This window comes from Rhizobium sp. CFBP 13644, assembly GCF_014842165.1.
In the GTDB taxonomy this organism is placed as follows: Bacteria; Pseudomonadota; Alphaproteobacteria; order Rhizobiales; family Rhizobiaceae; genus Agrobacterium; species Agrobacterium tumefaciens_C.
The window spans coordinates 242,861-269,316 of record NZ_JACYVF010000004.1; the positions used below are offsets into that span (position 1 = coordinate 242,861).

Sequence of the window (26,456 nt, forward strand, 5' to 3'; positions counted from 1 at the left end):
CTTACCCCTGCTGCCCGGTGCTGTTGATGGCGCGCGTCAGCGTGCCGCCCACCAGGTCTTCGACCTGAATACGGGCATCGAGCGATGTCTTGAACTTCGCTGCTGCGACTTTGGCAGGTTCAGCTAGTCCATCCCATTCGAGTGCTGCCCCCTTCAGGTCGCCATTGCGGAGCTTGTCTTCGATGCGCGCAATCTTGGCGTCTGCGCCTTCACCTTCAACATTTCCCACGGGCCGGACCTTGACGAGCGACAGCGCACTTTCCGCGAGACGATCGATAATGCCCTGATTGGGGTCTGTCTGGTCGAGCGAAGCGAGCATGGCGTTGGCAACATCAGGAAATTCGCGCGTCAGCTCCGACCGCGAAGGAACGCCCGTAGCGGCAAAAGGCTTGAGTGACTGGATGGCCGGATCATCCGGCGTGACGCGAGAGAGCGTGTCGAGTTCGGTGAGGAACGGCCCACCGCGATCAATGGCCGCTTTCAGGCCAGCTGAGGCAATGGCGCGGGCAACCTCAATATCGTCGCGGGGCTCGTTGATCTTGGTTTCCGCTTCGCCCAGACGGCGCGTCAGGTCGGCATTGGCCGTATCTTGCGCTGCCTTCTCAGATTGAAGTGTCGAAACCGTCGATTCAAGCGATGCCAGCTTGTCCGCGACATCGCTGCCGCCGGATGCGATAGAGCTTTCCAGCGCTGCAAGGCGAGTCTCTAGAGCAGATGTGTCTGCTGCGGCGGGCTGTGCGCTCGCCATTTGCTGGCGCAGATTGGCAACCTCTGCCTTGAGAGACGTCAGTTCGTCTGACGAACCAGTGTCTGACGTAGCCGAAGGAAGATAGCCAGCATATTGCATGCTGCCAGCCGCCAGAAGTGCAATCAGTCCTCCGACGATGCCGGCAGCGAGGAGGCCGGAGCTGCCGCCGCTGCGGCTTGTGTCGCTGCGTTTAGTGTCGGAGGATGGCGGTGTGAATGGCTTGCTGTCTGCCGCAGGCTTCTGCGCTTCGGCTTTGGGGGGCTGAGCGGTCGTCTTGTCGGATTTGAAGGACGCACCTGTCACGGGTGGGACAGTGCTCTTCTTCTCAGTGGGTTCCTTGGCAGGCGGTTCTGCCTTCGTCTCGCCAGACTTTGGAGCGTCAGAAGTCTTGGGGAGATTGGGTTCTGGCTCTATCGGTTTTTTCGCGGCATCATCCCAGACCGGCTTGGGAGCCTGCGTTTCAGACCCGGCATTTGCTGGTGCCGGAGGTGTCTTGTCCGCCTCAGATCCAGTTGTAACCGGAGCTTCCAGAGATGCTGTGTCTTTTTCCTTGCCGATATCCTTCACGTCCTTTGCGTCCAGGTCAATGGTGACCGGCTCAGCGGTGGACTTGGAGTGGCGTGGCGGTTTTCCCGTTACCATGACAACCTCATTCTGCCTGCATTTCATTAAACCTAGTCAGTGATAACGGCAAAGGAAAGGGGCTCGAGGGAATTAGGTTCCCGCTTTTCGTTCAAGAAGATCAAACATCTGAGACTCGTTCGGCTCAGCGCTGGCATATGCGCAGCTGCGGAATGCCTCAGGGACGTGGGAAAGGACCTTAGCGCTGATGCAGATCATTCGTGATTGACGCAATGGGGCGAGACGTCCCTCATTCTCCAACAGCGCGAAAAATATCCGCACTGCCTCGCTTGAATAGAACAGGACGGCGTCGATTGGCTGGTCGGTCAGCCGCGCCTTAAGCTGTGTTGGCTGCCATGCTATCTGCCGCATCTGGTAGATCTCAGCGGTCTCAAACGGCACATTCAAAGCATTCAGCGCCTGTTCGAAGCCCGCGTCTCGCGGCGAGCCTGCCAGATAGCAAATCGTACCGGGCTGGCTCACATCGTTTCGGGTTTTCTCCGCGATCAACTGCGCAAGTGCTGCGCCGTCACTTTCGCCTGCGATGATGGTTTGAAAGCCCGCGTCGCGTGCTGCCAATGCGGATGCTTGTCCAACAACGAAGATAGGCTTTTGCAGACTTGCCGAGAGATCAGCGCCAGCGTTCACAAGTGCCCGAATGGCCTCTGCACTTGTGACGGCCAGATAAGCCGGTTCTCTGGCCAAAGCCGCAGTCGCGGCTTCGGAGTCGTAAACGGGGGCTGTCAACGGCAACAGGATGGGGTTATGGCCACGTGCGCGCAAAAGCTCTGCCGTCTTCAGCCCCGATTTTTCCGGGCGGGTGACGACGACGCGCATGGTCAGGTCCAGCTTTCGAAGAAACCACTGCCAGCCGCTGCACGCACCTTTTCTCCTGCCGTAAAGCCAAGGGTTTCGGCATCTGCGCGTTTGCCGGAAACCTCCACGCCATGCTCGGTCTGGCCGTCTGGGGTCAGGATCAGGCCGTGGAAGTGCAGCATATCGCCGTCGCAGGTAGCATAACCGGCAATCGGCGTGCGGCAGGAACCATCCAGTGCGGCCAGAAAAGCCCGTTCACATGTCACCGCATCGCTGGTTTCGCGGTGATCGATGGGAGCCAAAAGTTTCTCGATACGCGTATCGCCAATGCGGGTTTCGAGCGCGATGGCGCCCTGGCCGGGTGCGGGCGGGAATTCTCTGGCATCCAGCACCTCAGTCGGGACCGTCTGCTTTCCAAGCCTGTTGAGGCCAGCCAGCGCCAGCAGGGTTGCATCAGCCATGCCATCTTCCAGCTTGCGCAGGCGGGTATCCACCAGCCCTCGGAAAATGATGACGTTGATATCAGGCCGCAGGCGGCGGATGAGCGACTGGCGACGAAGCGAGGCCGAGCCGACGGTGGCTGCGTGGGGCAGTTCCAGCAATTTTGGTGCGGTCCGGCCGATGAAGGCATCGCGGACATCTTCGCGTGGGAGATAGGCGGAAAGATGCAGGCCGTCGGGCAGCCGCGTCGACATGTCCTTGGCGCAGTGGACCGCAAAATCGAGATCTCCCGACAGAAGCTGGTTTTCCAGCTCTTCTGTAAACAGGCCCTTGCCGCCGATTTCAGACAGAGGGCGGTCCGTTACGCGGTCGCCTTTTGTGGAAAGCGGCACGATTTCGAACATATCCTGCGGCAGACCGTGGGCAGCCATCAGCCGGTCACGGGTCTCGATGGCCTGCACCAGCGCAAGGGGGCTGCCGCGTGTGCCGATTCGGAAAGGTTTTGTTTGCATCCGCTTCTATCCATTGTTACCGGGTGTGTTCGTACCCAAGTTTCTGAAACACCGCAATCAACGAACCGACCGATGACCCCCTTTCTTCGAATCCTTGGCATTGAGACCAGTTGCGACGAAACCGCTGCATCCATTGTGGTTCGGCACGCTGACGGCCGGGGTGAGATCATCTCTGACGTCGTTTTGTCGCAGCTGGAAGAGCACAGCGCCTATGGTGGCGTGGTGCCGGAAATTGCCGCGCGTGCCCATGTGGAAGCGCTCGATACGCTGGTTGAGGAAGCGCTGGCAGAGGCGGGTGTTACCCTTGCCGATGTTGATGCCATTGCCGCCACCTCCGGCCCCGGGCTCATCGGTGGGCTGATTGTCGGGCTGATGACGGGCAAGGCCATTGCTATGGCTGCGGGCAAGCCGCTTTACGCCATCAACCATCTGGAAGGCCATGCGCTGACGGCGCGGCTGACGGATGGCCTGTCCTTCCCCTATCTGATGCTGCTCGTTTCCGGTGGGCATACGCAGCTCATTCTGGTGCGTGGTGTCGGCCAATATGAACGGTGGGGCACGACGATAGATGACGCCCTCGGCGAAGCCTTTGACAAGACCGCCAAGCTGTTGGGCCTGCCTTATCCCGGCGGCCCTGCGGTCGAAAAAATGGCGGCCGGTGGCAATGCGAACCGTTTTGCGCTTCCACGCCCGATGGTGGGTGAAGCGCGGCTCGATTTTTCGTTTTCCGGCCTGAAGACGGCTGTGCGCCAGGCGGCCACGGCCATTGCGCCGCTCTCCGATCAGGATATTGCCGATATCTGCGCGTCTTTCCAAAAGGCCGTGTCGCGGACCTTGAAAGACCGGATAGGTCGCGGCCTGCAACGCTTTCTGGAGGAATTTCCAGCGGTTGAAGGCGGTCCTGCACTTGTCGTTGCGGGTGGTGTCGCCGCTAACCAGGAAATACGCCGCACGTTGCAGGAGCTTTGCGACCATCACAGGTTCCGCTTCATCGCGCCACCCCTGCAGCTTTGCACTGACAATGCGGCCATGATTGCCTGGGCGGGGCTTGAGCGCCTGGCGCTTGGCATGGAGCCGGATAGTTTCGATGTGCAGCCGCGCTCACGCTGGCCACTGGATGCGCAGGCGCAAACGCTGGTTGGATTTGGCAGGCGGGGGGCAAAGGCATGACAGAGCGGGCAAAGATCGTCGTCATCGGTTCCGGCGCTTTCGGCACAGCCATTGCCGTGGTTGTGGCGCTGGAAGACCGCCACGCTATAACGCTGCTGGGCCGCAACGCCGGATTGATGGCTGATCTGGCCGCTGATGGTGTGCATGACGCGGCACTTCCCGGCATTTCCCTGCCGGATGCCCTGCAATATTCTGCTGAGCCGGATGTGCTGCGGGATGCCGACATCGTGCTCTTCGCCATGCCATCCCAAGCGCAGGCCGATGCGGCGCGCCACTATGGTCCTTATCTGGCTAAGGATGCAGTCGTTGTCACCTGCGCCAAGGGTATCGACCGATCATCTGGCCATCTGCTGACCTATGTGCTGGAGCGCGAACTGCCGCATCATCCGGTTGCTGTTCTCTCCGGTCCGGGTTTTGCAGCCGATATTGCCAAGGGATTGCCAACCGCCATGGCCGTTGCTGCTGCCGAGGCAGGCGTGGCCGAGCGGCTGGCGCAGATGGTCTCCGGGCGCACCTTCCGGCTCTATGCGTCGACGGACCGAACCGGCGTCCAGCTGGGCGGTGCCTTGAAGAATGTTCTCGCCATTGCCGGGGGCATCGTCGAAGGCGCAGGGCTCGGCGATTCGGCGCGGGCTGCGCTAATTTCTCGGGGTCTCGCCGAAATGTCACGGCTGTGTGTTGCCATGGGCGGCGAGGCGGATACGGTTCGCGGCCTCTCCGGTCTTGGTGATCTGGTCTTGACTGCAACCAGCCATCAATCACGCAACCTGCGTTTCGGTATCTTGCTGGGGCAGGGGCAAGACCCGGCCTCTTTCCATGGCGGGCTGGTTGAGGGTGCCTATGCGGCATCCGTCGCCTCACGCCTTGCCGACAGCCTTTGTGTCGATATGCCTATAACGGATGCGGTCGCAGCCATTATCGACGGCAAGCTCGATATCAAAACCGCCATTCAACAATTGATGTCACGGCCTATCACCACGGAATAGGCCCTTAGAGAGGAAACGAAAATGCTGTTTGCCTTCATCTGCAAAGACAAGCCTGATCACCTGCATGTGCGCATGGAAACTCGCCCTGTTCACCTAGAGCATCTGAACAAGCTCAACGCCGAGGGTACCTTGAAGATGGCCGGTCCGTTCCTGGACGCCGACGGCAAGCCCAATGGCAGCCTTGTGATCGTTGAGGCAGCCGACATCGACGCGGCCAAAGCGCTGGCCGATGCCGACCCTTACGCCAAGGCCGGCCTGTTCGAGAGCGTTGATGTGAAGCCCTATAACTGGGTCTTCAACAATCCTGGAGTGTGAGCAGCATGGCGAATTACTGGCTTTTCAAATCCGAACCCTTCAAGTGGTCCTGGGAGCAGCAGAAGGCGAAGGGTGAGGCGGGCGAGGAATGGACCGGCGTTCGCAACTATCAGGCGCGCAACAACATGCGTGCCATGAAGATTGGCGACAAGGGTTTCTTCTATCATTCCAATGAGGGCCTTGACGTTGTCGGCATTGTCGAGGTGTGCGAATTATCGCAGCCAGATACGACGGCTGAAGGCGATGCGCGCTGGGACTGCGTGCACATCAAAGCCGTTTGCGATGTGCCACAATCTGTTTCGCTGAAGGATGTGAAGGCCAACCCCAATCTTGAGAATATGGCGCTGGTCACCTCCATGCGGCTCTCGGTGCAGCCGGTTACTGAAGAGGAATATCTAGAGGTCTGCCGCATGGGCAAGCTCGATAAGCCACCCCGTTCCCCGGACTGACTGGATTGAAAACCGATCCGAAGGTCTTTATCCGCAGCAATACGAGCATCATGACGCCGCCGCATGTGCCTGAGATACGGCTGCATCTGGCAAGTGAAGCGCATGAACTCTGGCTGAAGACGGAAGACGAGTTGCAGGAGATTGGTCTGCCGCCGCCATTCTGGGCCTTTGCCTGGGCTGGCGGGCAAGGTCTTGCCCGTTACATCCTCGATCATCCCGAGGTGGTCGCTGGAAAACGCGTGTTGGATTTTGCCAGCGGCTCCGGTCTGGTTGCCATCGCGGCTGCGAAGGCCGGAGCTTTGAGCGTGCTCGCTGTCGACATCGACCCATGGGCGAAGGCCGCCATCGCCCTCAATGCGGCTGAAAACGATGTCGAGATTGGATTTTACGGCAATGATATCGTCGGCACCGAGATCGATGCAGATGTGATCCTGGCGGGTGACGTGTTCTATGACCGAGCCTTCGCCGAGGTTCTAACCCCCTGGTTTTCAAGACTAACGCAGAATGGCAAGGCTGTTCTGGTGGGAGACCCGGGGCGAGCCTATCTCCCAAGAACGCAGCTGCGAAACTGCGCGACCTATGAGGTGCCGGTAACGCGCGCGCTGGAAGACAGCGATGTGAAGAAAACAACCGTTTGGCGGTTTGTTTCGCCAACGAGCGCTCTGTGATCACGGCCGGATGGACGCAGACACCGGCTTCATAAGAGCAGGCCTCATCCATCGTTCTCGCATTGATGCGAATGATCGCCGGGCTTGTCCAATTGCCTGTAGTTTGCGCGGTATTGTGGATGGCGCCGTCTGCGCTCACATAGGTGCCGTTTCTGCGTGCGCGCATGGCGTAGGCGCTGCCCGCATAGGTTCCCACGTCGCGGATATGTGACGGCACTCCGTTGCCGCCGTAATAGGATTGTTGCTTTTGCCTGCTACTATGACCACTCTTCTCATACTCGACATTATCACTCGCTTGGGCGTGATTTGCGACCATGATCGGGCCTAAGACAGCTAGGACGATCGGGGCGATTCGGATTGATAACATGAATTTCAATCTCCGGATTTTCGTGCTCATGACGCCAGAAAAATCGCAAATTATTTTACGTAAACGTAAGAAAAAATCCGCGCCTTCGACTGGAAATGCTGATAAATTGTTTTTGGGTCCATCAAATTTCAAAGATTCTTTAAGCCACAATCGATTAAATTCGTTTCGGCCCTCCGATTGCGCTTGTGGTGATGGCGCGGTGCTATTAAAGGTCGCGACTGGTGCAATGCACATTATTCCGTCATGTGCGTTGTTTGGGGCGCCCGAGTTTCGTGGTGCAGGAACGCCGTGAGGATTATATGGCGAATACGACAAACAATCGGCCATTGTCGCCGCATCTTGAAATCTACCGGATGATCCCGACAATGTTGGCGTCAATCGTGCACCGTATTACGGGCGCGGCGCTCTACTTCGGCACAGTTCTGGTTGCCTGGTGGCTGATCGCCACGGCGTCTGGCGTGGATGCCTATAGCTGGGTGCAGTGGGCGATAAGCTCCATCATCGGAAAAATCATACTGATTGGGTATACCTGGGCGCTTGTGCATCACATGCTGGGCGGTCTTCGCCACTTCATGTGGGACCTGGGCCATGGATTTGAAAAACACTTTACCACAAGGCTTGCCAAGGCATCCTTCGTGGCCTCGATCTGTCTGACCGCGCTGATCTGGGCGATTGCCCTGATCGTGCGCTGAGGAGATATTACCATGGATATGCGTACACCTCTCAACAAGGTTCGCGGCCTCGGCTCTGCCAAGGAAGGCACCGAGCATTTCTGGCGTCAGCGCGTGACGGCAGTTGCCAACGTTCCCTTGATGATCTTCTTCGTCGTGTTTCTCGTCATGTATGGCGGCGCACCCTACGAAGAGGTTGTCTCGGCCCTGTCGAATCCGCTTGTTGGCGTGATCATGGCTCTTGTCGTCGTCTCCGGCATTATCCACATGAAGCTGGGCATGCAGGTCATCATTGAAGACTATGTGCACGCGGAAATGATGAAGCTGGGTCTTTTGATGCTCAACACCTTTTTCTCGGTGATCATGGCCGGCCTCTGTCTCTTCGCCGTTCTGAAAATCGCATTCGCAGGATAACCGTCATGGCATCGATCAGTTCACCTTCTCAGAACGGCAAGGCCTATACCTACGTCGACCATTCCTATGATGTGATCGTCGTGGGCGCAGGCGGCGCCGGTCTTCGCGCGACGCTGGGCATGGCCGAGCAGGGCTTCAAAACGGCCTGCATCACCAAGGTCTTCCCGACCCGTTCTCACACAGTTGCGGCGCAGGGCGGCATTGCCGCATCGCTCAACAACATGACGCCTGACAGCTGGCAGTGGCACCTTTACGATACCGTCAAGGGTTCCGACTGGCTGGGCGACGTGGACGCCATGCAGTACCTTGCCATGGAAGCTCCAAAGGCTGTCTATGAGCTTGAGCATTACGGCGTGCCTTTCTCGCGTAACGCCGAAGGCAAGATTTACCAGCGCCCATTCGGCGGCCACATGCAGAATTACGGCGAAGGCCCGCCAGTGCAGCGCACATGCGCTGCTGCCGACCGTACCGGCCACGCCATTCTGCACACGCTTTACGGCCAGTCGCTGCGCCACAATGCCGAATTCTTCATCGAATATTTCGCGCTCGACCTCATCATGTCCGAAGATGGCAGCCGCTGCACGGGCGTTGTCGCCTGGAACCTCGATGACGGCACCATCCATCGCTTTTCGGCCAAGATGGTTGTTCTGGCGACCGGCGGTTATGGCCGCGCCTACTTTTCTGCGACATCGGCTCACACCTGCACGGGTGATGGCGGCGGCATGATTGCCCGCGCTGGCCTGCCGCTTCAGGATATGGAGTTCGTTCAGTTCCACCCCACCGGTATCTACGGCGCTGGCTGTCTGATTACCGAGGGCGCACGCGGTGAGGGCGGTTATCTCGTCAACTCCGAAGGCGAACGCTTCATGGAGCGCTACGCGCCGTCCGCCAAGGATCTTGCCTCGCGTGACGTTGTCTCACGCTGCATGACCATGGAAATCCGTGAAGGCCGTGGCGTTGGCAAGAACAAGGACCACATCTTCCTTCATCTCGATCACCTCGATCCGGCCATCCTGCATGAGCGTCTTCCCGGCATTTCCGAAAGCGCCAAGATTTTCGCAGGCGTGGACGTGACGCGCGAGCCGATCCCGGTTCTGCCAACGGTTCACTACAATATGGGCGGCATTCCGACCAACTATTGGGGTGAAGTGCTGAACGCTGACAGCGAAAACCCGGAACGCATCATCCCTGGCATTATGGCCGTGGGTGAGGCCGGTTGCGCATCCGTTCACGGTGCAAACCGTCTGGGCTCCAACTCGCTGATCGACCTTGTGGTGTTCGGTCGCGCTGCCGCCATCCGTGCCGCTGAAGTGATTGACCGCGCAAGCGCCATTCCGTCGCTCAACGTTGCTGCCTGTGACAAGATCATGGAGCGCTTCGATCGTCTGCGCAATGCGAATGGTGGCACGCCAACCGCCGTGTTGCGTGACAAGATGCAGCGCGCCATGCAGGACGACGCTGCCGTGTTCCGCACGCAGGAATCACTGGAAAGCGGTTGCAAGCGCCTTTCCGCCATCTGGAAAGAACTGCCGGACCTCAAGGTTACCGACCGTTCGATGGTGTGGAATTCCGATCTGGTCGAAACGCTCGAACTCGAAAACCTCATGGCAAACGCCATCACTACGGTTTACGGCGCTGAAGCCCGTAAGGAAAGCCGTGGCAGCCATGCGCGTGAAGACTTCGTTGATGGTCCATTTGGTGGCCGTGACGACGTCAACTGGCGCAAGCACACGCTGGCATGGGTCAATGCCGAAGGTGACGTGAAGCTGGACTACCGGCCGGTGCATACCGAACTGATTGCCGATGGCATCGATCTTCAGAAGATCGCGCCAAAAGCACGCGTCTACTGATTGAGAGGAATTGGACATGGTTGAACTGACTCTCCCCAAGAACTCTCAGATGACCGAAGGCAAGGTCTGGCCTAAACCGGCAGGCGCGAAGAACGTTCGCGAGTACCGCGTTTACCGCTGGAACCCTGACGATAACGCGAATCCACGCATCGATACCTATTACATCGATGTGGACGATTGCGGCCCGATGGTTCTCGATGCGCTCTTGTACATCAAGAACAATATCGATCCGACCTTGGCGCTGCGTCGCTCCTGTCGCGAGGGTATCTGTGGCTCCTGCGCCATGAACATCGACGGCACCAATACGCTTGCCTGCACCAAGGGCATGGATGACATTACGGGCACCGTTAAGGTTTACCCGTTGCCGCACATGCCAGTGGTGAAGGATCTCGTTCCTGATCTTTCCAACTTCTATGCGCAGCACCGTTCCATCGAGCCATGGTTGAAGACAGTGTCTCCGACCCCTGCCAAGGAATGGAAGCAGAGCCATGACGACCGCCAGAAGCTGGACGGTCTTTACGAGTGCATTCTATGCGCCTGCTGCTCCGCCTCCTGTCCGAGCTATTGGTGGAACGGCGACCGTTACCTCGGCCCCGCTGTTCTGCTCCAGGCCTATCGCTGGTTGATTGACAGCCGCGACGAGGCAACAGGCGAGCGTCTGGACAATCTTGAAGATCCGTTCCGCCTCTACCGTTGCCACACGATCATGAACTGCGCACAGGCTTGCCCGAAGGGCTTGAACCCTGCCAAGGCCATCGCCGAAATCAAGAAGATGATGGTCGAGCGCCGGGTCTGAACGCGCAACATATTGAATACCCATCAACAGGCCGCGATTTCCAATCGCGGCCTGTTTGACAATCGCAAAGCTAAAAGTTTCCATAAAAATTGAATGAAATTGCAATTTTTACGGTACCAGCCCGTGCTGGATAATGTTTTGGTAATAATTCAGCCGTTTTGTGTAGACATGTACTTGCCGGACGACAGAGAATCGGGAGCTTGAGATGCAATTCAGATATGTGGTGACGGGTCTTGCGGTCGTTATGAGCCTGGCCGGTTGCCAACGTACCTCCTATGATTACAACAGCAATAGCGGTGCGAGCGGCAATCCTGGCTATACACCGCCGCTTCAGGCGCAGCCCGTGCCGTCGGTTCAGTCGGGCACCTTGCCGCCTCCAGGCGGATCGACCCAGTTCCCAACGGCCCCTGCCAACTCGGCACCTGTTAATGTCGCATCGGCTCCGCCTGCGGCGGCAATGGATGTGACCAAGGAAGCCATGGTCGGCAACTGGCGTGTGTCCAATGGCGGCGCCACCTGCGACATGTTCCTGACGTTGACGAACCTGGGCAGCGGCTCGCGTGGCGGCACCCGCGGTTGCAGCGGCGAACTGTCCTCCATGGGATCATGGGAAGTGTCCAACAAGATGGTTCAGTTCAAGAACCGGGCAGGCGACACGATTGGTCGCGTCTACAAGACCGGCGAAACCCGTTATGACGGCACGACGAACAGCGGTCAGCCGCTCAGCCTCAGCCGATAATTTGATCACGCGGATGCCGCTGGTGTCCGCGCATGAGGCGCGTTGATGAAGCCATTGCCCGATTACCATCACAGTGTCGTTGAGCAACTCAACGCATTGATCGCATCTGGTACCCTCAAAGCCGATACGGCACAGATGGATGTGGCAACGCGGCTTGATCGCATTCTGACCGATCTTAAAATTCGCAAGCCCGCCAGGAAGAAAAGTGCTCTTGGCTGGCTGTTCGCCAAGAACGCGGGCCCTGCCGCGTCGGTGAAAGGCCTTTACGTTCACGGCAGCGTTGGGCGTGGCAAGACCATGCTCATGGACATGTTCTTCCATCTGGCGCCGGTAGAAAAGAAACGTCGCTGCCATTTTCACGAATTCATGGCCGATGTGCACAATCGCGTCCATGCGCACCGTCAGCAACTCAAAAACGGCGAGACGAAGCAGGCGGACCCTATTCCGCCCGTCGCTGCGCAATTGCTGGCTGAGGCGGAACTGCTTTGCTTTGACGAATTTTCCGTCACCGATATTACCGATGCGATGATTCTCGCGCGCCTGTTCACCGAGTTGTTCGCCAATGGCTGCACACTGGTGACGACATCCAACGTGTTGCCGGACAATCTCTATAAGGAAGGGCTGAACCGCAGCCTGTTTCTGCCGTTCATCGATCTGTTGCAGCAACATGTCGAAGTGGTCACGCTTGATAGCCCTACCGATTATCGGATGGAGAAGATCAAGAGCCTGCCCGTCTATGTCACGCCACTGGGGCCTGAGGCCGATCAGGCGATGGATGACGCCTGGGATCATCTGACCGAGGGGCATGTTACCTCTCCCACTGAGATCAAGGTGAAGGGCCGCTCCGTCCGCGTGCCAGCAGCTGCGGGCCGTGTTGCGCGGTTTTCCTTTTCGGATCTGTGCGAAAAGCCGCTCGGGGCGTCTGACTTTCTGGCGATTGCCCACCGCTTTGACACGGTTTTTCTCGATCACGTGCCCTTGCTCAGCGCCGACCGGCGCAACGAGACAAAGCGGTTCATCATCCTGATCGACGCCTTCTACGACCAGACAGTGCGCCTGATCGCGTCTGCCGCTGCAATGCCTGAAGACTTGCTCGGCAAGCGCAAAGGCACCGAGGGTTTCGAATTTGACCGTACTGCTTCGCGCCTATTTGAGATGCGCAGCGCTGATTACCTTGCGCTGCACAATGAGAAACGCCAACAACATGACGATTTGGTAACATAATTTCTTACGTTTACGTAAGTTATTTATGATCTAAACGATTGAAAATGTTACACTCGAAAGTATCTATTGCCATTTATGGCCAATAACGATAAGTCGAGTGCGACAATTTAGAGCTGTCATGCATTGACGGCGAAATTAAATTGAAGCTTGAGAGGAAGCATTCGATGTCTCGCAAAAAGATTGCACTTATTGGTTCTGGCATGATCGGCGGCACACTGGCCCACTTGGCCAGCCTGAAGGAGCTGGGCGATATCGTCCTCTTCGATATCGCTGACGGCATTCCGCAGGGTAAGGGTCTGGATATTGCCCAGTCCGGCCCAGTCGAAGGTTTCAATGCCAAGCTGACCGGCGCGTCCGATTATGCTGCCATTGAAGGCGCGGATGTTTGCATCGTCACTGCTGGCGTGGCGCGCAAGCCTGGCATGAGCCGCGACGATCTTCTCGGCATCAACCTCAAAGTCATGGAACAGGTCGGCGCCGGCATCAAGAAATATGCTCCAAACGCTTTCGTCATCTGCATCACCAACCCGCTCGACGCGATGGTTTGGGCTCTGCAGAAGTTCTCTGGCCTGCCGAAGAACAAAGTCGTCGGCATGGCTGGCGTTCTCGACAGCGCGCGTTTCCGCCTGTTCCTGTCTGAAGAATTCAACGTTTCCGTTCAGGACGTGACGGCATTCGTTCTCGGCGGCCATGGCGATACCATGGTGCCTTTGGCGCGTTACTCCACGGTCGGCGGCATTCCTTTGACGGACCTCGTCAAGATGGGCTGGCTTACAGCTGAGCGTCTTGAAGAAATCGTTCAGCGCACACGCGATGGCGGTGCGGAAATTGTCGGCCTGCTCAAGACCGGTTCCGCCTACTACGCACCTGCAGCGTCCGCGATCGAAATGGCTGAGTCCTACCTCAAGGACAAGAAGCGCGTTCTGCCAGCTGCGGCCTACCTCTCGGGTCAGTATGGCGTCAACGACATGTATGTCGGCGTACCAACGATCATCGGTGCAGGCGGTATTGAGCGCATCATCGAAATCGAACTCAACAAGGACGAGGAAGCTGCCTTCCAGAAGTCCGTCGGCGCGGTTGCTGGTCTTTGCGAAGCCTGCATCAACATTGCTCCGTCGCTGAAGTAAGGGGCGGAAGTTGGCTCGAGCCGTTGGCGCAATAGGGAATATTCTCCTTTGGGCAGGAGTTTTGTTTATTGCGTTTGGCTGTGGGGCGGTTCTGTATTTCGAAGGGTTCGCGAAGCTCCAAGAGGTCATGAGTCCGTTTAATGTTTGGAACTGGATATCGGTGTGCGCGACTTTGGCCCCCGGCTTCTTGTTGATAAAATTAAGCGAAAAACTTCGAAGATCAGAGTAAGTTAAACAAGTTTGCAGTTCAAAAGGAAGACTTTATGAACATTCATGAGTATCAGGCCAAGGCGCTTCTTAAGGGCTATGGTGCGCCAGTGGCCGAAGGGGTTGCTATTCTCAAGGTTGAGGAAGCCGAAGCTGCCGCAAATCAGCTTCCTGGCCCGCTTTACGTCGTCAAGAGCCAGATCCACGCTGGTGGCCGCGGCAAGGGTAAGTTCAAGGAACTCGGCCCTGACGCAAAGGGCGGCGTTCGACTTGCCAAGTCCATCGAGGAAGTCGTTTCTCACGCCAAGGACATGCTGGGCAACACGCTGGTTACCGCTCAGACCGGCGATGCCGGCAAGCAGGTCAACCGTCTCTACATCGAAGACGGCGCCGATATCGACCGCGAACTTTACTGCTCGCTGTTGGTAGACCGCTCGGTCGGCCAGGTCGCATTCGTGGTTTCCACGGAAGGCGGCATGGACATCGAAGCTGTTGCGCATGACACGCCTGAGAAGATCCACACGATTGCGATCGAGCCTGAAGCTGGTGTGACGGCTGAGAACGTTGCTGCGATTTCGAAGGCTCTCGAGCTTTCCAGCGCTGCCGCCGAAGACGCAAAGGCGCTCTTCCCTGCGCTCTACAAGGCCTTTGTTGAAAAGGACATGGCGCTTCTGGAAGTGAACCCGCTGATCGTCATGACGGACGGCCACCTGCGCGTTCTCGACGCCAAGATGTCTTTCGATGGCAACGCGCTTTTCCGCCACGATGACGTCAAGCTTCTGCGTGATGAAACCGAAGAAGATGCCAAGGAAATCGAAGCCTCCAAGTGGGACCTCGCCTATGTGGCTCTCGATGGCAACATCGGCTGCATGGTCAATGGTGCCGGTCTTGCCATGGCAACGATGGACATCATCAAGCTGTACGGCAAAGAGCCTGCAAACTTCTGTGACGTCGGCGGTGGCGCTGGCAAGGAAAAGGTTGCGGCTGCGTTCAAGATCATCACTGCTGACCCGAAGGTCGAGGGCATCCTCGTCAACATCTTCGGCGGCATCATGAAGTGCGACGTTATTGCCGAAGGCGTTATCGCTGCGGTGAAGGAAGTCGGTCTGACGGTTCCGCTCGTCGTGCGCCTCGAAGGCACCAATGTCGAACTCGGCAAGAAGCTCCTGAACGAATCGGGTCTTGCGATTACGGCTGCTGACGACCTGGACGATGCAGCCAAGAAGATCGTTGCGGCCATTCAGGGTGCTTGATGAATTCGGAGTCTTTCGGGTCCGCGTCGGCCCTCATCCCTTTGCTGCTTATTATGGTCATCTACGTGATGTCCATAAGACGTTCGAAGAGGAACATGGGGGAAATGATGCGGATCAATGAGGCTTTGCTCAATGCAAATTTAGAGATGGTCAAACGGCTTCAGAACATTGAAGCTTTGCTCCAAAAAGATAGGCAAGATTGATGTCGATTATCGTCAATAAAGACACCAAGATCCTCGTTCAGGGTCTGACCGGCAAGACCGGTAGCTTCCACACCGAACAGGCGCTTGCTTATTACGGCACGCAGATGGTCGGCGGTATTCACCCGAAGAAGGGTGGCGAGACATGGTCCGGTTCCAACGGTGAAAGCCTGCCGATCTACGCGACCGTTGCTGAAGCCAAGGAAAAGACCGGCGCTGACGCGTCGGTGATCTATGTGCCGCCAGCAGGCGCTGCAGATGCGATCATCGAAGCCATCGAAGCGGAAATTCCGTTCATCACCTGCATCACCGAAGGCATCCCGGTTATGGACATGGTGCGCGTCAAGGCACGGCTGGACCGTTCCAACTCGCGTCTGCTCGGCCCTAACTGCCCAGGCATCATGACACCGGAAGAATGCAAGATCGGCATCATGCCGGGCTCTATCTTCCGAAAGGGTTCGGTTGGTATCGTTTCGCGCTCCGGCACGCTGACTTACGAAGCCGTTTTCCAGACATCGAACGAAGGCCTCGGCCAGACAACGGCTGTTGGCATTGGCGGCGACCCGGTCAAGGGCACCGAGTTCATCGACATCCTGGAAATGTTCCTTGCTGACGAAGCCACACAGTCGATAATCATGATCGGCGAAATTGGTGGTGCTGCGGAAGAAGAAGCGGCGCAGTTCCTGATCGACGAAGCCAAGAAGGGCCGTAAGAAGCCAATGGCAGGCTTTATCGCTGGTCGTACCGCACCAAAGGGCCGCACGATGGGCCACGCCGGTGCTGTCGTTTCCGGCGGCAAGGGTGACGCGGAATCCAAGATCGCTGCCATGGAAGCAGCTGGGATCAAGGTTTCGCCATCCCCAGCACGCCTTGGCAAGACACTGGTCGAAGTCCTCAAGGGCTGAGATATCACGAATTTGGCAGCGGGCAGGGGTCGTTAACGACAGCCTGCCCGCTCCCGCAGGAAGGACTGGCGCGGAAGCGTCAGAGAATAAAGCGGCAGGCCGAAAACGGTCATCAACGGGATTGAGGAGGCGGGCGAATACGTCCGCGAAAACACCATGGCAAGGCAAGACGCCAACGAGCAGTTTCAGATCACGTCGTTTCTAGACGGCGCGAATGCAGCCTATATCGAGCAGCTCTACGCCCGGTACGAGGAAGATCCTTCCTCCGTTTCTCCAGAGTGGCAGAGCTTCTTCAAAGGGCTTTCCGACAATCCTGAAGATGTGAAGAGAGCCGCACAGGGTGCATCCTGGCAGCGCTCCAACTGGCCGATCGCCGCCAATGGCGAGCTGATTTCGGCGCTGGATGGCAACTGGGCCACCGTTGAAAAGGCTATCGAGAAGAAGGTTCAGGCCAAGGCGGAAGCCAAGAGCGCTGAAACCGGCAAGGGCGTGAGCGAAGCCGAGGTTCTGACAGCGACACGCGATAGCGTGCGCGCCATCATGATGATCCGTGCTTACCGCATGCGTGGTCATTTGCACGCCAAGCTCGACCCACTCGGCATTGCCAGCGCCGTTGAAGATTATAATGAATTGTCTCCGAAGTCCTACGGCTTTGAAGAGAGCGATTACGACCGCAAGATTTTCATCGATAACGTTCTAGGTCTCGAATACGCGACCGTTCGTGAGATGATCGAGATTCTCGAGCGCACCTATTGCTCGACGCTCGGCGTCGAATTCATGCATATTTCAAGCCCCGAAGAAAAGGGCTGGATTCAGGAACGCATCGAAGGCCCGGATAAGGGTGTTGCATTCACCGCCGAAGGCAAGAAGGCGATCCTGTCTAAGCTGGTTGAAGCCGAAGGCTACGAGCAGTTCCTCGATGTGCGCTTCAAGGGCACCAAGCGCTTCGGACTAGATGGCGGCGAATCACTCATCCCGGCTCTGGAGCAGATCATCAAACGTGGTGGTCAGGATGGTCTCGAAGAAGTCGTGCTTGGCATGGCGCACCGTGGCCGCCTCAACGTTCTAACCAACGTCATGGGCAAGCCGCACCGCGCGGTGTTCCACGAATTCAAGGGCGGTTCGTTCAAGCCTGACGACGTTGAAGGTTCCGGCGACGTGAAGTACCACCTTGGTGCTTCGTCCGACCGTGAATTCGATGGCAACAAGGTTCACCTGTCGCTGACGGCCAACCCGTCGCACCTTGAAATCGTCAACCCTGTTGTCATGGGCAAGGCCCGCGCCAAGCAGGACCAGCTTGCCAAGGTGTGGGATGGCGATACCATTCCGCTGTCCGAGCGCGCCAAGGTTCTGCCATTGCTGCTGCATGGCGATGCGGCCTTTGCAGGTCAGGGCGTCGTGGCCGAAATTCTTGGTCTGTCCGGCCTGCGCGGTCACCGCGTCGCTGGCACCATGCACTTCATAATCAACAACCAGATCGGCTTTACGACGAACCCCGGCTTCTCGCGGTCTTCGCCCTATCCATCAGACGTTGCAAAGATGATCGAAGCTCCGATCTTCCACGTGAATGGTGACGATCCTGAAGCTGTGGTCTATGCGGCGAAGGTTGCAACCGAATACCGCATGAAGTTCCACAAGCCTGTCGTCATCGACATGTTCTGCTACCGCCGCTTTGGCCACAATGAAGGCGATGAGCCGTCCTTCACGCAGCCAAAGATGTACAAGGTCATTCGTGCCCACAAGACGGTCGCGAACCTCTATGCGGAACGCTTGATTGCCGAAGGTCTGTTGACCGACGGTGAATTCGAAAAGATGAAGGCCGATTGGCGCGCCAATCTGGAGCAGGAATTCGAAGCAGGCCAGAGCTACAAGCCAAACAAGGCCGACTGGCTTGATGGTCAGTGGTCGGGTCTGCGCGCTGCTGATAACGCAGATGAGCAGCGCCGTGGCAAAACCGGCGCTCCGATGAAGCAATTGAAGGAAATCGGTCGCAAGCTGTCGACCATTCCGGAAGGTTTCAAGGCGCACAAGACCATTCAGCGCTTCATGGAAAACCGCGCCAACATGATCGAGACCGGTGAAGGTCTTGACTGGGCGATGGCTGAAGCCATGGCATTCGGTTCGCTCGTGGTGGACGGACACAAGATCCGTTTGTCCGGTCAGGATTGCGAGCGCGGCACCTTCTCGCAGCGTCACTCGGTTCTCTACGATCAGGAGAGCGAAGAGCGTTACATTCCATTGGCAAACCTCGCGCCAACGCAGGCCCGCTACGAAGTCATCAACTCGATGCTATCAGAAGAAGCCGTGCTCGGGTTCGAATACGGCTACTCACTGGCGCGTCCGAATGCGCTGACGCTTTGGGAGGCCCAGTTCGGTGACTTCGCCAATGGTGCGCAGGTCGTGTTTGACCAGTTCATCTCGTCCGGTGAACGCAAGTGGCTCCGCATGTCCGGTCTCGTCTGCCTTCTGCCGCATGGCTATGAAGGTCAGGGTCCGGAACACTCGTCTGCCCGTCTGGAACGCTGGTTGCAGATGTGCGCCGAGGACAATATGCAGGTCGCAAACGTGACCACGCCGTCCAACTACTTCCACATCCTTCGCCGTCAGGTGAAGCGCGACTTCCGTAAGCCGCTGATCCTGATGACGCCGAAGTCCCTGTTGCGCCACAAGCGTGCGACGTCTTCGCTGACGGAGCTGGCTGGCGAATCCTCGTTCCACCGCCTGCTGTGGGATGATGCGGAAGTAATCAAGGACGGTCCGATCAAGCTGCAGAAGGATTCCAAGATCCGTCGCGTCGTGCTGTGCACCGGCAAGGTCTATTACGACCTTCTGGAAGAGCGCGAGAAGCGTGGCATCGACGACATCTACCTGCTGCGTATCGAGCAACTCTATCCATTCCCGGCCAAGGCGCTCATCAACGAGCTGTCCCGCTTCCGCAACGCCGAGATGGTCTGGTGCCAGGAAGAGCCGAAGAACATGGGTGCGTGGTCGTTCATCGACCCTTATCTGGAATGGGTTCTCGCCCATATCGATGCCAAGTACCAGAAGGTCCGTTACACGGGTCGTCCGGCTGCGGCATCGCCAGCAACGGGCCTGATGTCCAAGCACCTCGCGCAGCTCGCGGCATTCCTGGAAGACGCGCTGGGAGAGTGAAAGCTCTCCCGCCTGCACCCTTCACAACCGATATTTGATGAAACGGAACTAGATCATGGCCACTGAAATCCGCGTACCAACCCTCGGCGAGTCCGTCAGCGAAGCAACTGTCGGCACCTGGTTCAAAAAGGTTGGCGATACCGTCAAGGCTGACGAGCCGCTGGTAGAGCTGGAAACCGACAAGGTTACCGTTGAAGTCCCAGCGCCTGCTTCCGGCGTTCTCACAGAAATCGTTGCACAGAACGGCGAGACCGTCGGTCTTGACGCGCTGCTCGGCCAGATCGCTGAAGGTGCAGCCGGCGCTGCTCCATCCGCACCTGCGGCTGCACCGGCAAAGGCTCCAGAAGCTGCACCTGCCGCTGTTTCTTCTGCACCAAGCTCCATGCCACCAGCACCTGCTGCTGGAAAGCTGCTGGCTGAAAACAATCTGTCGGCCGATCAGGTTGACGGTTCCGGCAAGCGTGGTCAGGTTCTGAAGGGTGACGTTCTGGCAGCTGTTGCCAAGGGCACATCCGCTCCTGCAGCAGCACCTGCTGCCGTTTCCGCGCCACGTCCCGCCTCTTCCGAGGGCGATGCTGTTCGCGAAGAGCGCGTGAAGATGACCCGCCTGCGCCAGACCATTGCGCGCCGCCTGAAGGACGCACAGAACACAGCCGCGATGCTGACCACCTATAACGAAGTGGACATGACTGCGGTCATGGAACTGCGCAATCGCTACAAGGACGTGTTCGAGAAGAAGCATGGCGTCAAGCTGGGCTTCATGGGCTTCTTCACAAAGGCTGTGACACATGCCCTGAAGGAACTGCCTGCCGTTAACGCTGAAATTGATGGCAATGACATCATCTACAAGAACTATTGTCACGTCGGCATGGCCGTCGGCACGGATAAGGGCCTTGTCGTTCCTGTTATCCGCGATGCCGATCAGCGCTCGATTGCTGGCGTTGAAAAGGAACTGGGCCGTCTTGCCAAGGCAGCACGCGATGGTTCTCTGGGCATGGCAGACATGCAGGGCGGCACTTTCACCATCACCAATGGTGGTGTCTATGGTTCGCTGATGTCCTCGCCGATCCTCAACGCTCCACAGTCCGGTATCCTGGGCATGCACAAGATCCAGGATCGTCCGGTTGCCATTGGCGGTCAGGTCGTGATCCGTCCGATGATGTATCTCGCGCTCTCCTACGATCACCGCATCGTTGATGGCAAGGAAGCCGTGACATTCCTCGTTCGCGTCAAGGAAAGCCTTGAGGATCCAGAGCGTCTGGTTCTCGATCTCTGATCGAACTTGCTTTTTCCATCAGCGGGGTTTCAACTGGAGTCCCGCTGATACTGTTTCAGGAGCTTGCATATGCAGCCCACGTTTCTTGCCGCGTCACCTTTTTTGCCCCTCATCGGGATAAGCATCCTTATTCTGATCGCCCATATCGTCTTGCAGGCCATGGCCGCGACGAAGGAGTTTGGTTCGCAATGGAATGCCGGTCCCCGGGACGAGGGTAAAAAAGTAGAGGGCAAGCTGGCGGGCAGAGCCGAACGTGCCAGTGCAAACTTCCGGGAAACCTACCCGGCATTCATCGCATTGGCCTTTGGTGTGGTCATGGCGGGCGATCCCGCCGGACTGGCGCTGATCGGTGCTTGGCTGTGGATCATCTGCCGTATCATCTATATCCCACTCTATCTGGCAGGCATTCCTTATATCAGGTCGTTGGTCTGGATCGGCTCGATGATCGGACTTTTGCTGATGCTGTTCGTATTGCTGTTCTAGGGGACGTTTGATGCATCCATATCTGATCGAGCTCGCATCCCTGATGGCGATCTTCTCGTTTGCTATCGTGTCTCCGGGGGCTGACCTTGCCATGGTCATGCGTCAGGCCATCGTGCATGGACGCCGCCAGGCCATCATCACGAGCTTTGGCGTCGGCACATCGTTGATGTTCCATGTCACCTATACCATCCTTGGCCTCGGACTGATCATTTCCCAATCCGTCTACCTGTTCAACATCGTGAAATGGTTCGGCGTTGCTTACCTGATCTATATCGGCGTCAAGTCGCTGCGTGCCAGCAAGACCGATATGACAGTCGCAACGAATGAAGGTGATGAACCGCGCTTGAGCGAGCAATCTGCCGTCAAGGCGTTCACGCTGGGCTTCGCTGCCAATGCGCTCAACCCGAAGCCGGTCTTTTTCTTCCTGTCCATTTTCTCGACAGTCGTTGGTGCTCACACGCCCATCGCCATCAAATTCGGTTATGGCCTTGTCATGGCCAGTTGCCTGATCGTCTGGTTCATCGCTGTCAGCATGTTCATGACGACGCCGCGGATGCGTGCCGCTTTCGGTCGCGCCAGCCAATGGATTGATCGCACCAGCGGCGTGGTGTTCATTGCTCTTGGCATCAAGCTGGCAACGGAAAAAGCTGCCTGATATTGCGGCCCGGAGGATTGAACACATGATCGATGGACCCGTTCTCGTTGTCACCGGTGGCAGCCGCGGCATTGGCGCGTCCGTCGCTTTGAAAGCGGCTGAGCGCGGCTGGCGTGTTCTGATCAATTACGTGTCCAACGAAGCCGCGGCGCAAGCTGTTGCCGCCGAGATTGCCGACAAGGGCGGAATTGCCCGCATCGTGCAAGGCGATACGGGCCATGAAGACGGCATTGCTGCTATTTTCAATGCGGTTGACACGGAATTTGGCCGCATAGACGGGCTGGTCAACAATGCTGGCGTGGTCGATGTGACAGCACGTGTCGACGAATTTTCGCGTGAGCGATTGGACCGCATGTTCGCCATCAATGTGATTGGCAAGATTCGCTGCGCATCCGAGGCGGTCAAGCGCATGTCCACGCGGCATGGTGGGAAGGGCGGTTCCATCGTCAACATATCCTCCGCCGCAGCGGTGCTGGGCAGCCCCGGGCAATATGTGGATTACGCTGCCTCGAAGGGCGCGGTGGATACGTTCACAATTGGTCTTGCACGCGAAGTCGCCAATGAGGGCATTCGCGTCAATGCGATCCGTCCCGGCATCATCGATACCGACATCCACGCATCCGGCGGATTGCCGGATCGCGCCAGAGATCTGGCCCATCTGGTGCCTATGCAGCGCCCCGGAACGGCCGGTGAAATTGCAGATTCGGTTTTATACCTGCTCTCGCCAGAGGCATCTTATGTCACTGGGGCAATATTGAATGTGAGTGGCGGCAGATAGACGCCAATTAACGAAGGAAATTACAATGGCTTATGATGTAGTTGTTATCGGTACAGGCCCCGGCGGATATGTTTGCGCCGTCAAGGCAGCGCAGCTCGGACTGAAGGTTGCCGTAATCGAAAAGCGTGCGACCTATGGCGGCACTTGCCTCAATGTCGGCTGCATTCCGTCCAAGGCCCTGCTGCACGCATCCGAGGTCTTCGCGCATGTTGCCCACGGTGTGGACAGCCTCGGCGTTGAGGTCTCTCCTCCTACGCTGAACCTCGACAAGATGATGGCGCACAAGGACGGCGTGGTGAAGGCCAATGTCGATGGCGTCGCATTCCTGTTCAAGAAGAACAAGATCGATACATTCCAGGGTCTCGGCAAGGTTGTCGGCGCTGGCAAGGTTTCGGTCACGAGCGACAATGGCGATGTGCAGGAAATCGAAACCAAGAACATCGTGATCGCAACCGGTTCCGACATTGCAGGCATTCCGGGCGTTCAGGTCGATATTGATGAGCAGGTCATCGTATCCTCCACTGGTGGCATTGCGCTGACCAAGGTGCCGGAAAAGATGATCGTTGTTGGCGGCGGTGTTATCGGCCTGGAGCTTGGCTCGGTCTGGTCGCGTCTGGGCGCGAAGGTAACGGTCGTTGAATATCTCGACAACATCCTTGCCGGCATGGATGGCGAGCTTTCCAAGCAGGCGCAGCGTCTGTTTGCCAAGCAGGGGATTGATTTCAAGATGGGTGCGAAGGTCACTGCCGTCGAAAAGTCTGGCGATGGCGCCAAGGTCGTGTTCGAGCCGGTCAAGGGCGGCGCTGCTGAAACGCTCGACGCCAATGTCGTGTTGATTGCCACAGGCCGCAAGCCTTACACCGAAGGCCTTGGTCTGGCCGAAGCGGGCGTTGTTCTCGATGGCCGTGGCCGCGTTGAAATCGACGGTCACTACAAGACCAATGTCGAAGGCATTTATGCCATTGGCGACGTGGTCAAGGGTCCGATGCTGGCGCATAAGGCAGAAGACGAAGGCGTGGCGCTGGCAGAAATTCTTGCCGGTCAGCATGGTCATGTGAATTACGATGTCATTCCCGGTGTCGTTTACACCCAGCCGGAAGTCGCCTCTGTCGGCAAGACGGAAGAAGAACTGAAGGCTACGGGCATTGCCTACAAGGTTGGCAAGTTCCCGTTCACAGCCAATGGTCGCGCACGCGCCATGCAGGTCACGGATGGTTTCGTGAAAATCCTCGCCGACAAGGAAACAGATCGCGTGCTGGGCGGGCATATTGTCAGCTTCGGCGCTGGCGAACTGATCCAGGAAATCTCCGTGCTGATGGAGTTTGGCGGTTCTTCGGAAGATCTGGGCCGCACCTGCCACGCACACCCGACCATGTCTGAGGCAGTGAAGGAAGCAGCACTCGCAACCTTCTTCAAGCCAATCCACATGTAAGCTTTGATGCTAACGAAAAGGCCGCAACTCCCTCGGGATTGCGGCCTTTTTTATGCGCGATTTTTATCGTCAGCGTCAGCTTCTGATAGCGTGAAGATACTGGAAGTGCCGGTCATATTGCAGCAGCACGTCCTGAATGAGCTCTTCTTTTGTGAAGCCCATCACATCGTAATCCTGCCCGCCATCCGAAAGGAAAACTTCCGCCCGGTAATAATGCTCAGCCTTTTTGCGGCTGGATTGGCTTTCGAAGAAACTATAACCCGGTGTCGCATACCGGCGCAGGCGAATGCCATAGATGAACTCCTCCGTCTCACCTGGCATGACGGTCAGTCTTAGCCGGTCCTCTCCCTTGTCCACGGTTGAAACCAGCGAACGCTTCTCAAGCTCAAGCGCCACAGCTTCCAGCGCCGGTGTGACGGTATTGGTCAGGAAGGTTTCGGTCTCAGCCTTGCCCGGATGGTTGAGAATACCCTGCAACTGCCTCTGCCAGCTCGCTGACTGGCGAGGACGCAGGCTCTGGACCAGTGCGTTCTGGCGCAGACCTTCACGTTGCAGCCCCTTCCACAGACCCCAGCACATCAACAGCATGACAAAGGTGAAAGGCAGAGCACCGGCAATGGAGGCCGTTTGAAGTGCATCAAGGCCGCCGGTCGACAACAGGATCGCGCCAATGACACCTGAGACAATGGCCCAGAACACGCGCCGTGCCGTTGGTCCGTCCTCGCGTCCACCCGATGTCAGTGTATCGATAACCAGTGCCGACGAATCAGCGCCGGTGACGAAGAAGAACACGATCAGCACCATGGCAAACCACGAAACGTAAACGCCGAACGGGAATTGTTCGAGGAACACGAAGAGCGCGAGTGTCACGTCCTGTCCGACAGCGTCGGATACTGCAGTGGTTGCTCCGGTCAAGTGCATGGAAATTGCCGTATCGCCGAAAACCGTCATCCAGGCGAAACTGAAGCCAGCTGGAACGAGCAAGACACCGGATATGAATTCCCTGATGGTGCGTCCACGCGAAATGCGGGCAATGAACATGCCCACAAAAGGCGACCAGGCAATCCACCAACCCCAATAGAACAAGGTCCAGTCACCCAGCCATTCGCTCGGACCCGTATTCGGCGCATAGGCGTACATGTAGAAGGTGCGCAGAACGAACTGGTCGAGATAGGCACCGAGGTTCTGCACGAAAGCGCGCAGAAGGAAGGTCGTCGGTCCCATGACGAAGACGAACAGCATGAGGGCCACAGCCATCATCATGTTCAGGTTGGACAGAAACTTGATGCCCTTATCAAGACCTGTCGCGACGGACAGTGTTGCCATGCCGGTAATCACGACAATCAGCGGCAACTGGATCCAGAAACTGATCGGCCAGCCGAGGATGTGGTTGAAGCCCGCATTGACCTGGAGCACGCCGAGCCCGAGCGATGTCGCGACGCCAAAGAGTGTGCCGATAACGGCGAAGATATCCACCGCGTTGCCGATCGGGCCGTAAATTCGGTCGCCGATCAGCGGGTAGAGCGCCGAGCGCATGGTGAGCGGCAGGCCATGGCGAAACGAGAAATAGGCAAGCGAGAGGCCGATAACGGCATAGACCGCCCATGCGTGCAGGCCCCAGTGGAAATAGCTGATTTCCATGGCGGTGCGGGCGGCTTCAACCGTTGCAGCATCGCCGACCGGCGGTGCAGTGAAATGTTTGACCGGCTCCGCCACGCCGAAGAACACGAGGCCGATGCCCATGCCTGCGGCAAACAGCATGGAAAACCATGCGCCATAGCTGTAATCGGGTTCGGAATGGTTGGGACCGAGCTTGATCTTTCCGTGGCTGGAAAAGCCCAGATAAAGCATGAATATGAGAAAGACAGCGACCGATAGCAGGTAGACCCAGCCGAGCTCAGTGACAATCCATGACTGCGCACCGCTGAACACAGCGGCTGAGCCTTCCGGCGCAACAACTCCGGCAATGACGAAGGCCAGCGTCAGTGCGACTGACCAAATGAAAACCGGTTTGTTGACGCCCTCTGTCAAGCCTACGCGCTTTTGGGCTGACGGTTCCTCTTCTGCCATTCGTTCTTCCCCTCACAAAAAGACAAGCGTTCAGCAACGCAAAGCGCGCCGTTAGCAGGGGGAATGAATTGCGCGCGAGAAAGTTGCATGCGGCGCGAATTTGAAAAATTAGAATATTCTAATTTTACAG

25 protein-coding genes are annotated in these 26,456 nt (G+C 57.5%); 21 read left to right on the top strand and 4 right to left on the bottom strand.

What is annotated here, in order from left to right; genetic code table 11:
* Window position 1: 1 nt before the first annotated feature.
* The 3 genes from IFT53_RS13610 to hemC form a co-directional block, all read right to left on the bottom strand.
* On the bottom strand, window positions 2–1,390 hold the full coding sequence (locus IFT53_RS13610) for a COG4223 family protein (protein ID WP_192065344.1): 1,389 nt from the start codon (window positions 1,388–1,390) through the stop codon (window positions 2–4).
* 72 nt (window positions 1,391–1,462) lie between these two features.
* Window positions 1,463–2,206: a uroporphyrinogen-III synthase gene (locus IFT53_RS13615; protein ID WP_192065345.1), complete on the bottom strand. Its 744-nt coding sequence runs from the start codon at window positions 2,204–2,206 to the stop codon at window positions 1,463–1,465.
* A 2-nt stretch (window positions 2,207–2,208) separates the two neighbouring features.
* Entirely contained in the window at window positions 2,209–3,138 is a 930-nt protein-coding gene (gene hemC, locus IFT53_RS13620) for a hydroxymethylbilane synthase (RefSeq protein ID WP_192065347.1), read from the bottom strand.
* 72 nt (window positions 3,139–3,210) lie between these two features.
* Here hemC and tsaD point away from each other — a divergent pair, with 72 nt between their 5' ends.
* The 21 genes from tsaD to lpdA all read left to right on the top strand — a co-directional run bounded on the left by tsaD (window position 3,211) and on the right by lpdA (window position 24,256).
* Window positions 3,211–4,308 (top strand): tRNA (adenosine(37)-N6)-threonylcarbamoyltransferase complex transferase subunit TsaD, encoded by a 1,098-nt coding sequence (gene tsaD, locus IFT53_RS13625; RefSeq protein WP_192065349.1) that lies wholly within the window; start codon window positions 3,211–3,213, stop codon window positions 4,306–4,308.
* Window positions 4,305–5,294 carry an NAD(P)H-dependent glycerol-3-phosphate dehydrogenase gene (locus tag IFT53_RS13630; RefSeq protein ID WP_192065350.1) on the top strand — a complete coding sequence of 330 codons (990 nt, stop codon included), beginning with the start codon at window positions 4,305–4,307 and terminating at the stop codon, window positions 5,292–5,294. The genes tsaD and IFT53_RS13630 overlap by 4 nt, the downstream gene beginning before the upstream one ends.
* A gap of 21 nt (window positions 5,295–5,315) precedes the next feature.
* On the top strand, window positions 5,316–5,609 hold the full coding sequence (locus IFT53_RS13635; RefSeq protein ID WP_192065352.1) for a YciI-like protein: 294 nt from the start codon (window positions 5,316–5,318) through the stop codon (window positions 5,607–5,609).
* Between the two features lie 5 nt (window positions 5,610–5,614).
* Window positions 5,615–6,058: an EVE domain-containing protein gene (locus IFT53_RS13640; RefSeq protein WP_192065354.1), complete on the top strand. Its 444-nt coding sequence runs from the start codon at window positions 5,615–5,617 to the stop codon at window positions 6,056–6,058.
* 5 nt (window positions 6,059–6,063) lie between these two features.
* Window positions 6,064–6,726 carry a class I SAM-dependent methyltransferase gene (locus IFT53_RS13645; protein WP_192065356.1) on the top strand — a complete coding sequence of 221 codons (663 nt, stop codon included), beginning with the start codon at window positions 6,064–6,066 and terminating at the stop codon, window positions 6,724–6,726.
* Window positions 6,727–7,091: 365 nt separating this feature from the next.
* A complete protein-coding gene (locus tag IFT53_RS13650; protein WP_192065358.1) occupies window positions 7,092–7,385 on the top strand; it encodes a hypothetical protein in 294 nt (97 codons plus the stop codon).
* Between the two features lie 7 nt (window positions 7,386–7,392).
* Window positions 7,393–7,785, top strand: coding sequence for a succinate dehydrogenase, cytochrome b556 subunit (gene sdhC, locus IFT53_RS13655; RefSeq protein ID WP_192065359.1), 393 nt, complete (start codon window positions 7,393–7,395; stop codon window positions 7,783–7,785).
* Between the two features lie 12 nt (window positions 7,786–7,797).
* Entirely contained in the window at window positions 7,798–8,178 is a 381-nt protein-coding gene (sdhD, locus tag IFT53_RS13660; protein WP_192065361.1) for a succinate dehydrogenase, hydrophobic membrane anchor protein, read from the top strand.
* A 5-nt stretch (window positions 8,179–8,183) separates the two neighbouring features.
* A complete protein-coding gene (gene sdhA / locus IFT53_RS13665) occupies window positions 8,184–10,028 on the top strand; it encodes a succinate dehydrogenase flavoprotein subunit (protein WP_042620052.1) in 1,845 nt (614 codons plus the stop codon).
* Window positions 10,029–10,044: 16 nt separating this feature from the next.
* Window positions 10,045–10,824 (top strand): succinate dehydrogenase iron-sulfur subunit, encoded by a 780-nt coding sequence (locus IFT53_RS13670; protein WP_042620053.1) that lies wholly within the window; start codon window positions 10,045–10,047, stop codon window positions 10,822–10,824.
* A 205-nt stretch (window positions 10,825–11,029) separates the two neighbouring features.
* A complete protein-coding gene (locus IFT53_RS13675) occupies window positions 11,030–11,563 on the top strand; it encodes a protease inhibitor Inh/omp19 family protein (RefSeq protein WP_192065363.1) in 534 nt (177 codons plus the stop codon).
* Window positions 11,564–11,608: 45 nt separating this feature from the next.
* Window positions 11,609–12,787 carry a cell division protein ZapE gene (gene zapE / locus IFT53_RS13680; RefSeq protein ID WP_192065365.1) on the top strand — a complete coding sequence of 393 codons (1,179 nt, stop codon included), beginning with the start codon at window positions 11,609–11,611 and terminating at the stop codon, window positions 12,785–12,787.
* Window positions 12,788–12,951: 164 nt separating this feature from the next.
* Window positions 12,952–13,914, top strand: a complete 963-nt coding sequence (gene mdh, locus IFT53_RS13685) for a malate dehydrogenase (RefSeq protein ID WP_042620056.1) — start codon at window positions 12,952–12,954, stop codon at window positions 13,912–13,914.
* A gap of 263 nt (window positions 13,915–14,177) precedes the next feature.
* Complete coding sequence (sucC, locus tag IFT53_RS13690) at window positions 14,178–15,374, top strand: ADP-forming succinate--CoA ligase subunit beta (RefSeq protein ID WP_042620057.1); 1,197 nt, start codon at window positions 14,178–14,180, stop codon at window positions 15,372–15,374.
* A 202-nt stretch (window positions 15,375–15,576) separates the two neighbouring features.
* The gene (gene sucD / locus IFT53_RS13695) at window positions 15,577–16,479 is read left to right on the top strand and encodes a succinate--CoA ligase subunit alpha (RefSeq protein WP_192065366.1); all 903 of its coding nucleotides are present in this window, start codon (window positions 15,577–15,579) and stop codon (window positions 16,477–16,479) included.
* Window positions 16,480–16,635: 156 nt separating this feature from the next.
* Window positions 16,636–19,632 (top strand): 2-oxoglutarate dehydrogenase E1 component, encoded by a 2,997-nt coding sequence (locus tag IFT53_RS13700; RefSeq protein WP_192065368.1) that lies wholly within the window; start codon window positions 16,636–16,638, stop codon window positions 19,630–19,632.
* Between the two features lie 55 nt (window positions 19,633–19,687).
* Window positions 19,688–20,908 (top strand): 2-oxoglutarate dehydrogenase complex dihydrolipoyllysine-residue succinyltransferase, encoded by a 1,221-nt coding sequence (odhB, locus tag IFT53_RS13705; RefSeq protein ID WP_192065370.1) that lies wholly within the window; start codon window positions 19,688–19,690, stop codon window positions 20,906–20,908.
* 69 nt (window positions 20,909–20,977) lie between these two features.
* A complete protein-coding gene (locus tag IFT53_RS13710; RefSeq protein ID WP_192065372.1) occupies window positions 20,978–21,391 on the top strand; it encodes an MAPEG family protein in 414 nt (137 codons plus the stop codon).
* 10 nt (window positions 21,392–21,401) lie between these two features.
* Window positions 21,402–22,046 (top strand): LysE family translocator, encoded by a 645-nt coding sequence (locus IFT53_RS13715; RefSeq protein WP_192065373.1) that lies wholly within the window; start codon window positions 21,402–21,404, stop codon window positions 22,044–22,046.
* Window positions 22,047–22,071: 25 nt separating this feature from the next.
* On the top strand, window positions 22,072–22,824 hold the full coding sequence (locus tag IFT53_RS13720; RefSeq protein ID WP_192065375.1) for an SDR family oxidoreductase: 753 nt from the start codon (window positions 22,072–22,074) through the stop codon (window positions 22,822–22,824).
* Window positions 22,825–22,849: 25 nt separating this feature from the next.
* Window positions 22,850–24,256: a dihydrolipoyl dehydrogenase gene (gene lpdA / locus IFT53_RS13725; RefSeq protein WP_192065377.1), complete on the top strand. Its 1,407-nt coding sequence runs from the start codon at window positions 22,850–22,852 to the stop codon at window positions 24,254–24,256.
* 75 nt (window positions 24,257–24,331) lie between these two features.
* Here the strand turns inward: lpdA and IFT53_RS13730 are convergent, their stop codons facing one another.
* Window positions 24,332–26,326: a BCCT family transporter gene (locus IFT53_RS13730; protein WP_192065379.1), complete on the bottom strand. Its 1,995-nt coding sequence runs from the start codon at window positions 26,324–26,326 to the stop codon at window positions 24,332–24,334.
* Between the last annotated feature and the right edge of the window lie 130 nt (window positions 26,327–26,456).

Excerpts from the sequence above, each read along its gene's own strand:
- sucC (WP_042620057.1), top strand. The coding sequence starts at position 14,178 with ATGAACATTCATGAGTATCAGGCCAAGGCGCTTCTTAAGGGCTATGGT.
- IFT53_RS13710 (WP_192065372.1), top strand. The coding sequence starts at position 20,978 with ATGCAGCCCACGTTTCTTGCCGCGTCACCTTTTTTGCCCCTCATCGGG.
- mdh (WP_042620056.1), top strand. The coding sequence starts at position 12,952 with ATGTCTCGCAAAAAGATTGCACTTATTGGTTCTGGCATGATCGGCGGC.
- sdhD (WP_192065361.1), top strand. The coding sequence starts at position 7,798 with ATGGATATGCGTACACCTCTCAACAAGGTTCGCGGCCTCGGCTCTGCC.
- IFT53_RS13610 (WP_192065344.1), bottom strand. The coding sequence starts at position 1,390 with ATGGTAACGGGAAAACCGCCACGCCACTCCAAGTCCACCGCTGAGCCG.
- hemC (WP_192065347.1), bottom strand. The coding sequence starts at position 3,138 with ATGCAAACAAAACCTTTCCGAATCGGCACACGCGGCAGCCCCCTTGCG.
- IFT53_RS13720 (WP_192065375.1), top strand. The coding sequence starts at position 22,072 with ATGATCGATGGACCCGTTCTCGTTGTCACCGGTGGCAGCCGCGGCATT.
- sdhA (WP_042620052.1), top strand. The coding sequence starts at position 8,184 with ATGGCATCGATCAGTTCACCTTCTCAGAACGGCAAGGCCTATACCTAC.
- zapE (WP_192065365.1), top strand. The coding sequence starts at position 11,609 with ATGAAGCCATTGCCCGATTACCATCACAGTGTCGTTGAGCAACTCAAC.
- IFT53_RS13615 (WP_192065345.1), bottom strand. The coding sequence starts at position 2,206 with ATGCGCGTCGTCGTCACCCGCCCGGAAAAATCGGGGCTGAAGACGGCA.
- lpdA (WP_192065377.1), top strand. The coding sequence starts at position 22,850 with ATGGCTTATGATGTAGTTGTTATCGGTACAGGCCCCGGCGGATATGTT.
- IFT53_RS13640 (WP_192065354.1), top strand. The coding sequence starts at position 5,615 with ATGGCGAATTACTGGCTTTTCAAATCCGAACCCTTCAAGTGGTCCTGG.
- odhB (WP_192065370.1), top strand. The coding sequence starts at position 19,688 with ATGGCCACTGAAATCCGCGTACCAACCCTCGGCGAGTCCGTCAGCGAA.
- sdhC (WP_192065359.1), top strand. The coding sequence starts at position 7,393 with ATGGCGAATACGACAAACAATCGGCCATTGTCGCCGCATCTTGAAATC.
- IFT53_RS13650 (WP_192065358.1), top strand. The coding sequence starts at position 7,092 with ATGAATTTCAATCTCCGGATTTTCGTGCTCATGACGCCAGAAAAATCG.
- sucD (WP_192065366.1), top strand. The coding sequence starts at position 15,577 with ATGTCGATTATCGTCAATAAAGACACCAAGATCCTCGTTCAGGGTCTG.
- IFT53_RS13715 (WP_192065373.1), top strand. The coding sequence starts at position 21,402 with ATGCATCCATATCTGATCGAGCTCGCATCCCTGATGGCGATCTTCTCG.
- IFT53_RS13675 (WP_192065363.1), top strand. The coding sequence starts at position 11,030 with ATGCAATTCAGATATGTGGTGACGGGTCTTGCGGTCGTTATGAGCCTG.
- IFT53_RS13635 (WP_192065352.1), top strand. The coding sequence starts at position 5,316 with ATGCTGTTTGCCTTCATCTGCAAAGACAAGCCTGATCACCTGCATGTG.
- IFT53_RS13730 (WP_192065379.1), bottom strand. The coding sequence starts at position 26,326 with ATGGCAGAAGAGGAACCGTCAGCCCAAAAGCGCGTAGGCTTGACAGAG.
- IFT53_RS13700 (WP_192065368.1), top strand. The coding sequence starts at position 16,636 with ATGGCAAGGCAAGACGCCAACGAGCAGTTTCAGATCACGTCGTTTCTA.
- IFT53_RS13630 (WP_192065350.1), top strand. The coding sequence starts at position 4,305 with ATGACAGAGCGGGCAAAGATCGTCGTCATCGGTTCCGGCGCTTTCGGC.
- IFT53_RS13670 (WP_042620053.1), top strand. The coding sequence starts at position 10,045 with ATGGTTGAACTGACTCTCCCCAAGAACTCTCAGATGACCGAAGGCAAG.
- tsaD (WP_192065349.1), top strand. The coding sequence starts at position 3,211 with ATGACCCCCTTTCTTCGAATCCTTGGCATTGAGACCAGTTGCGACGAA.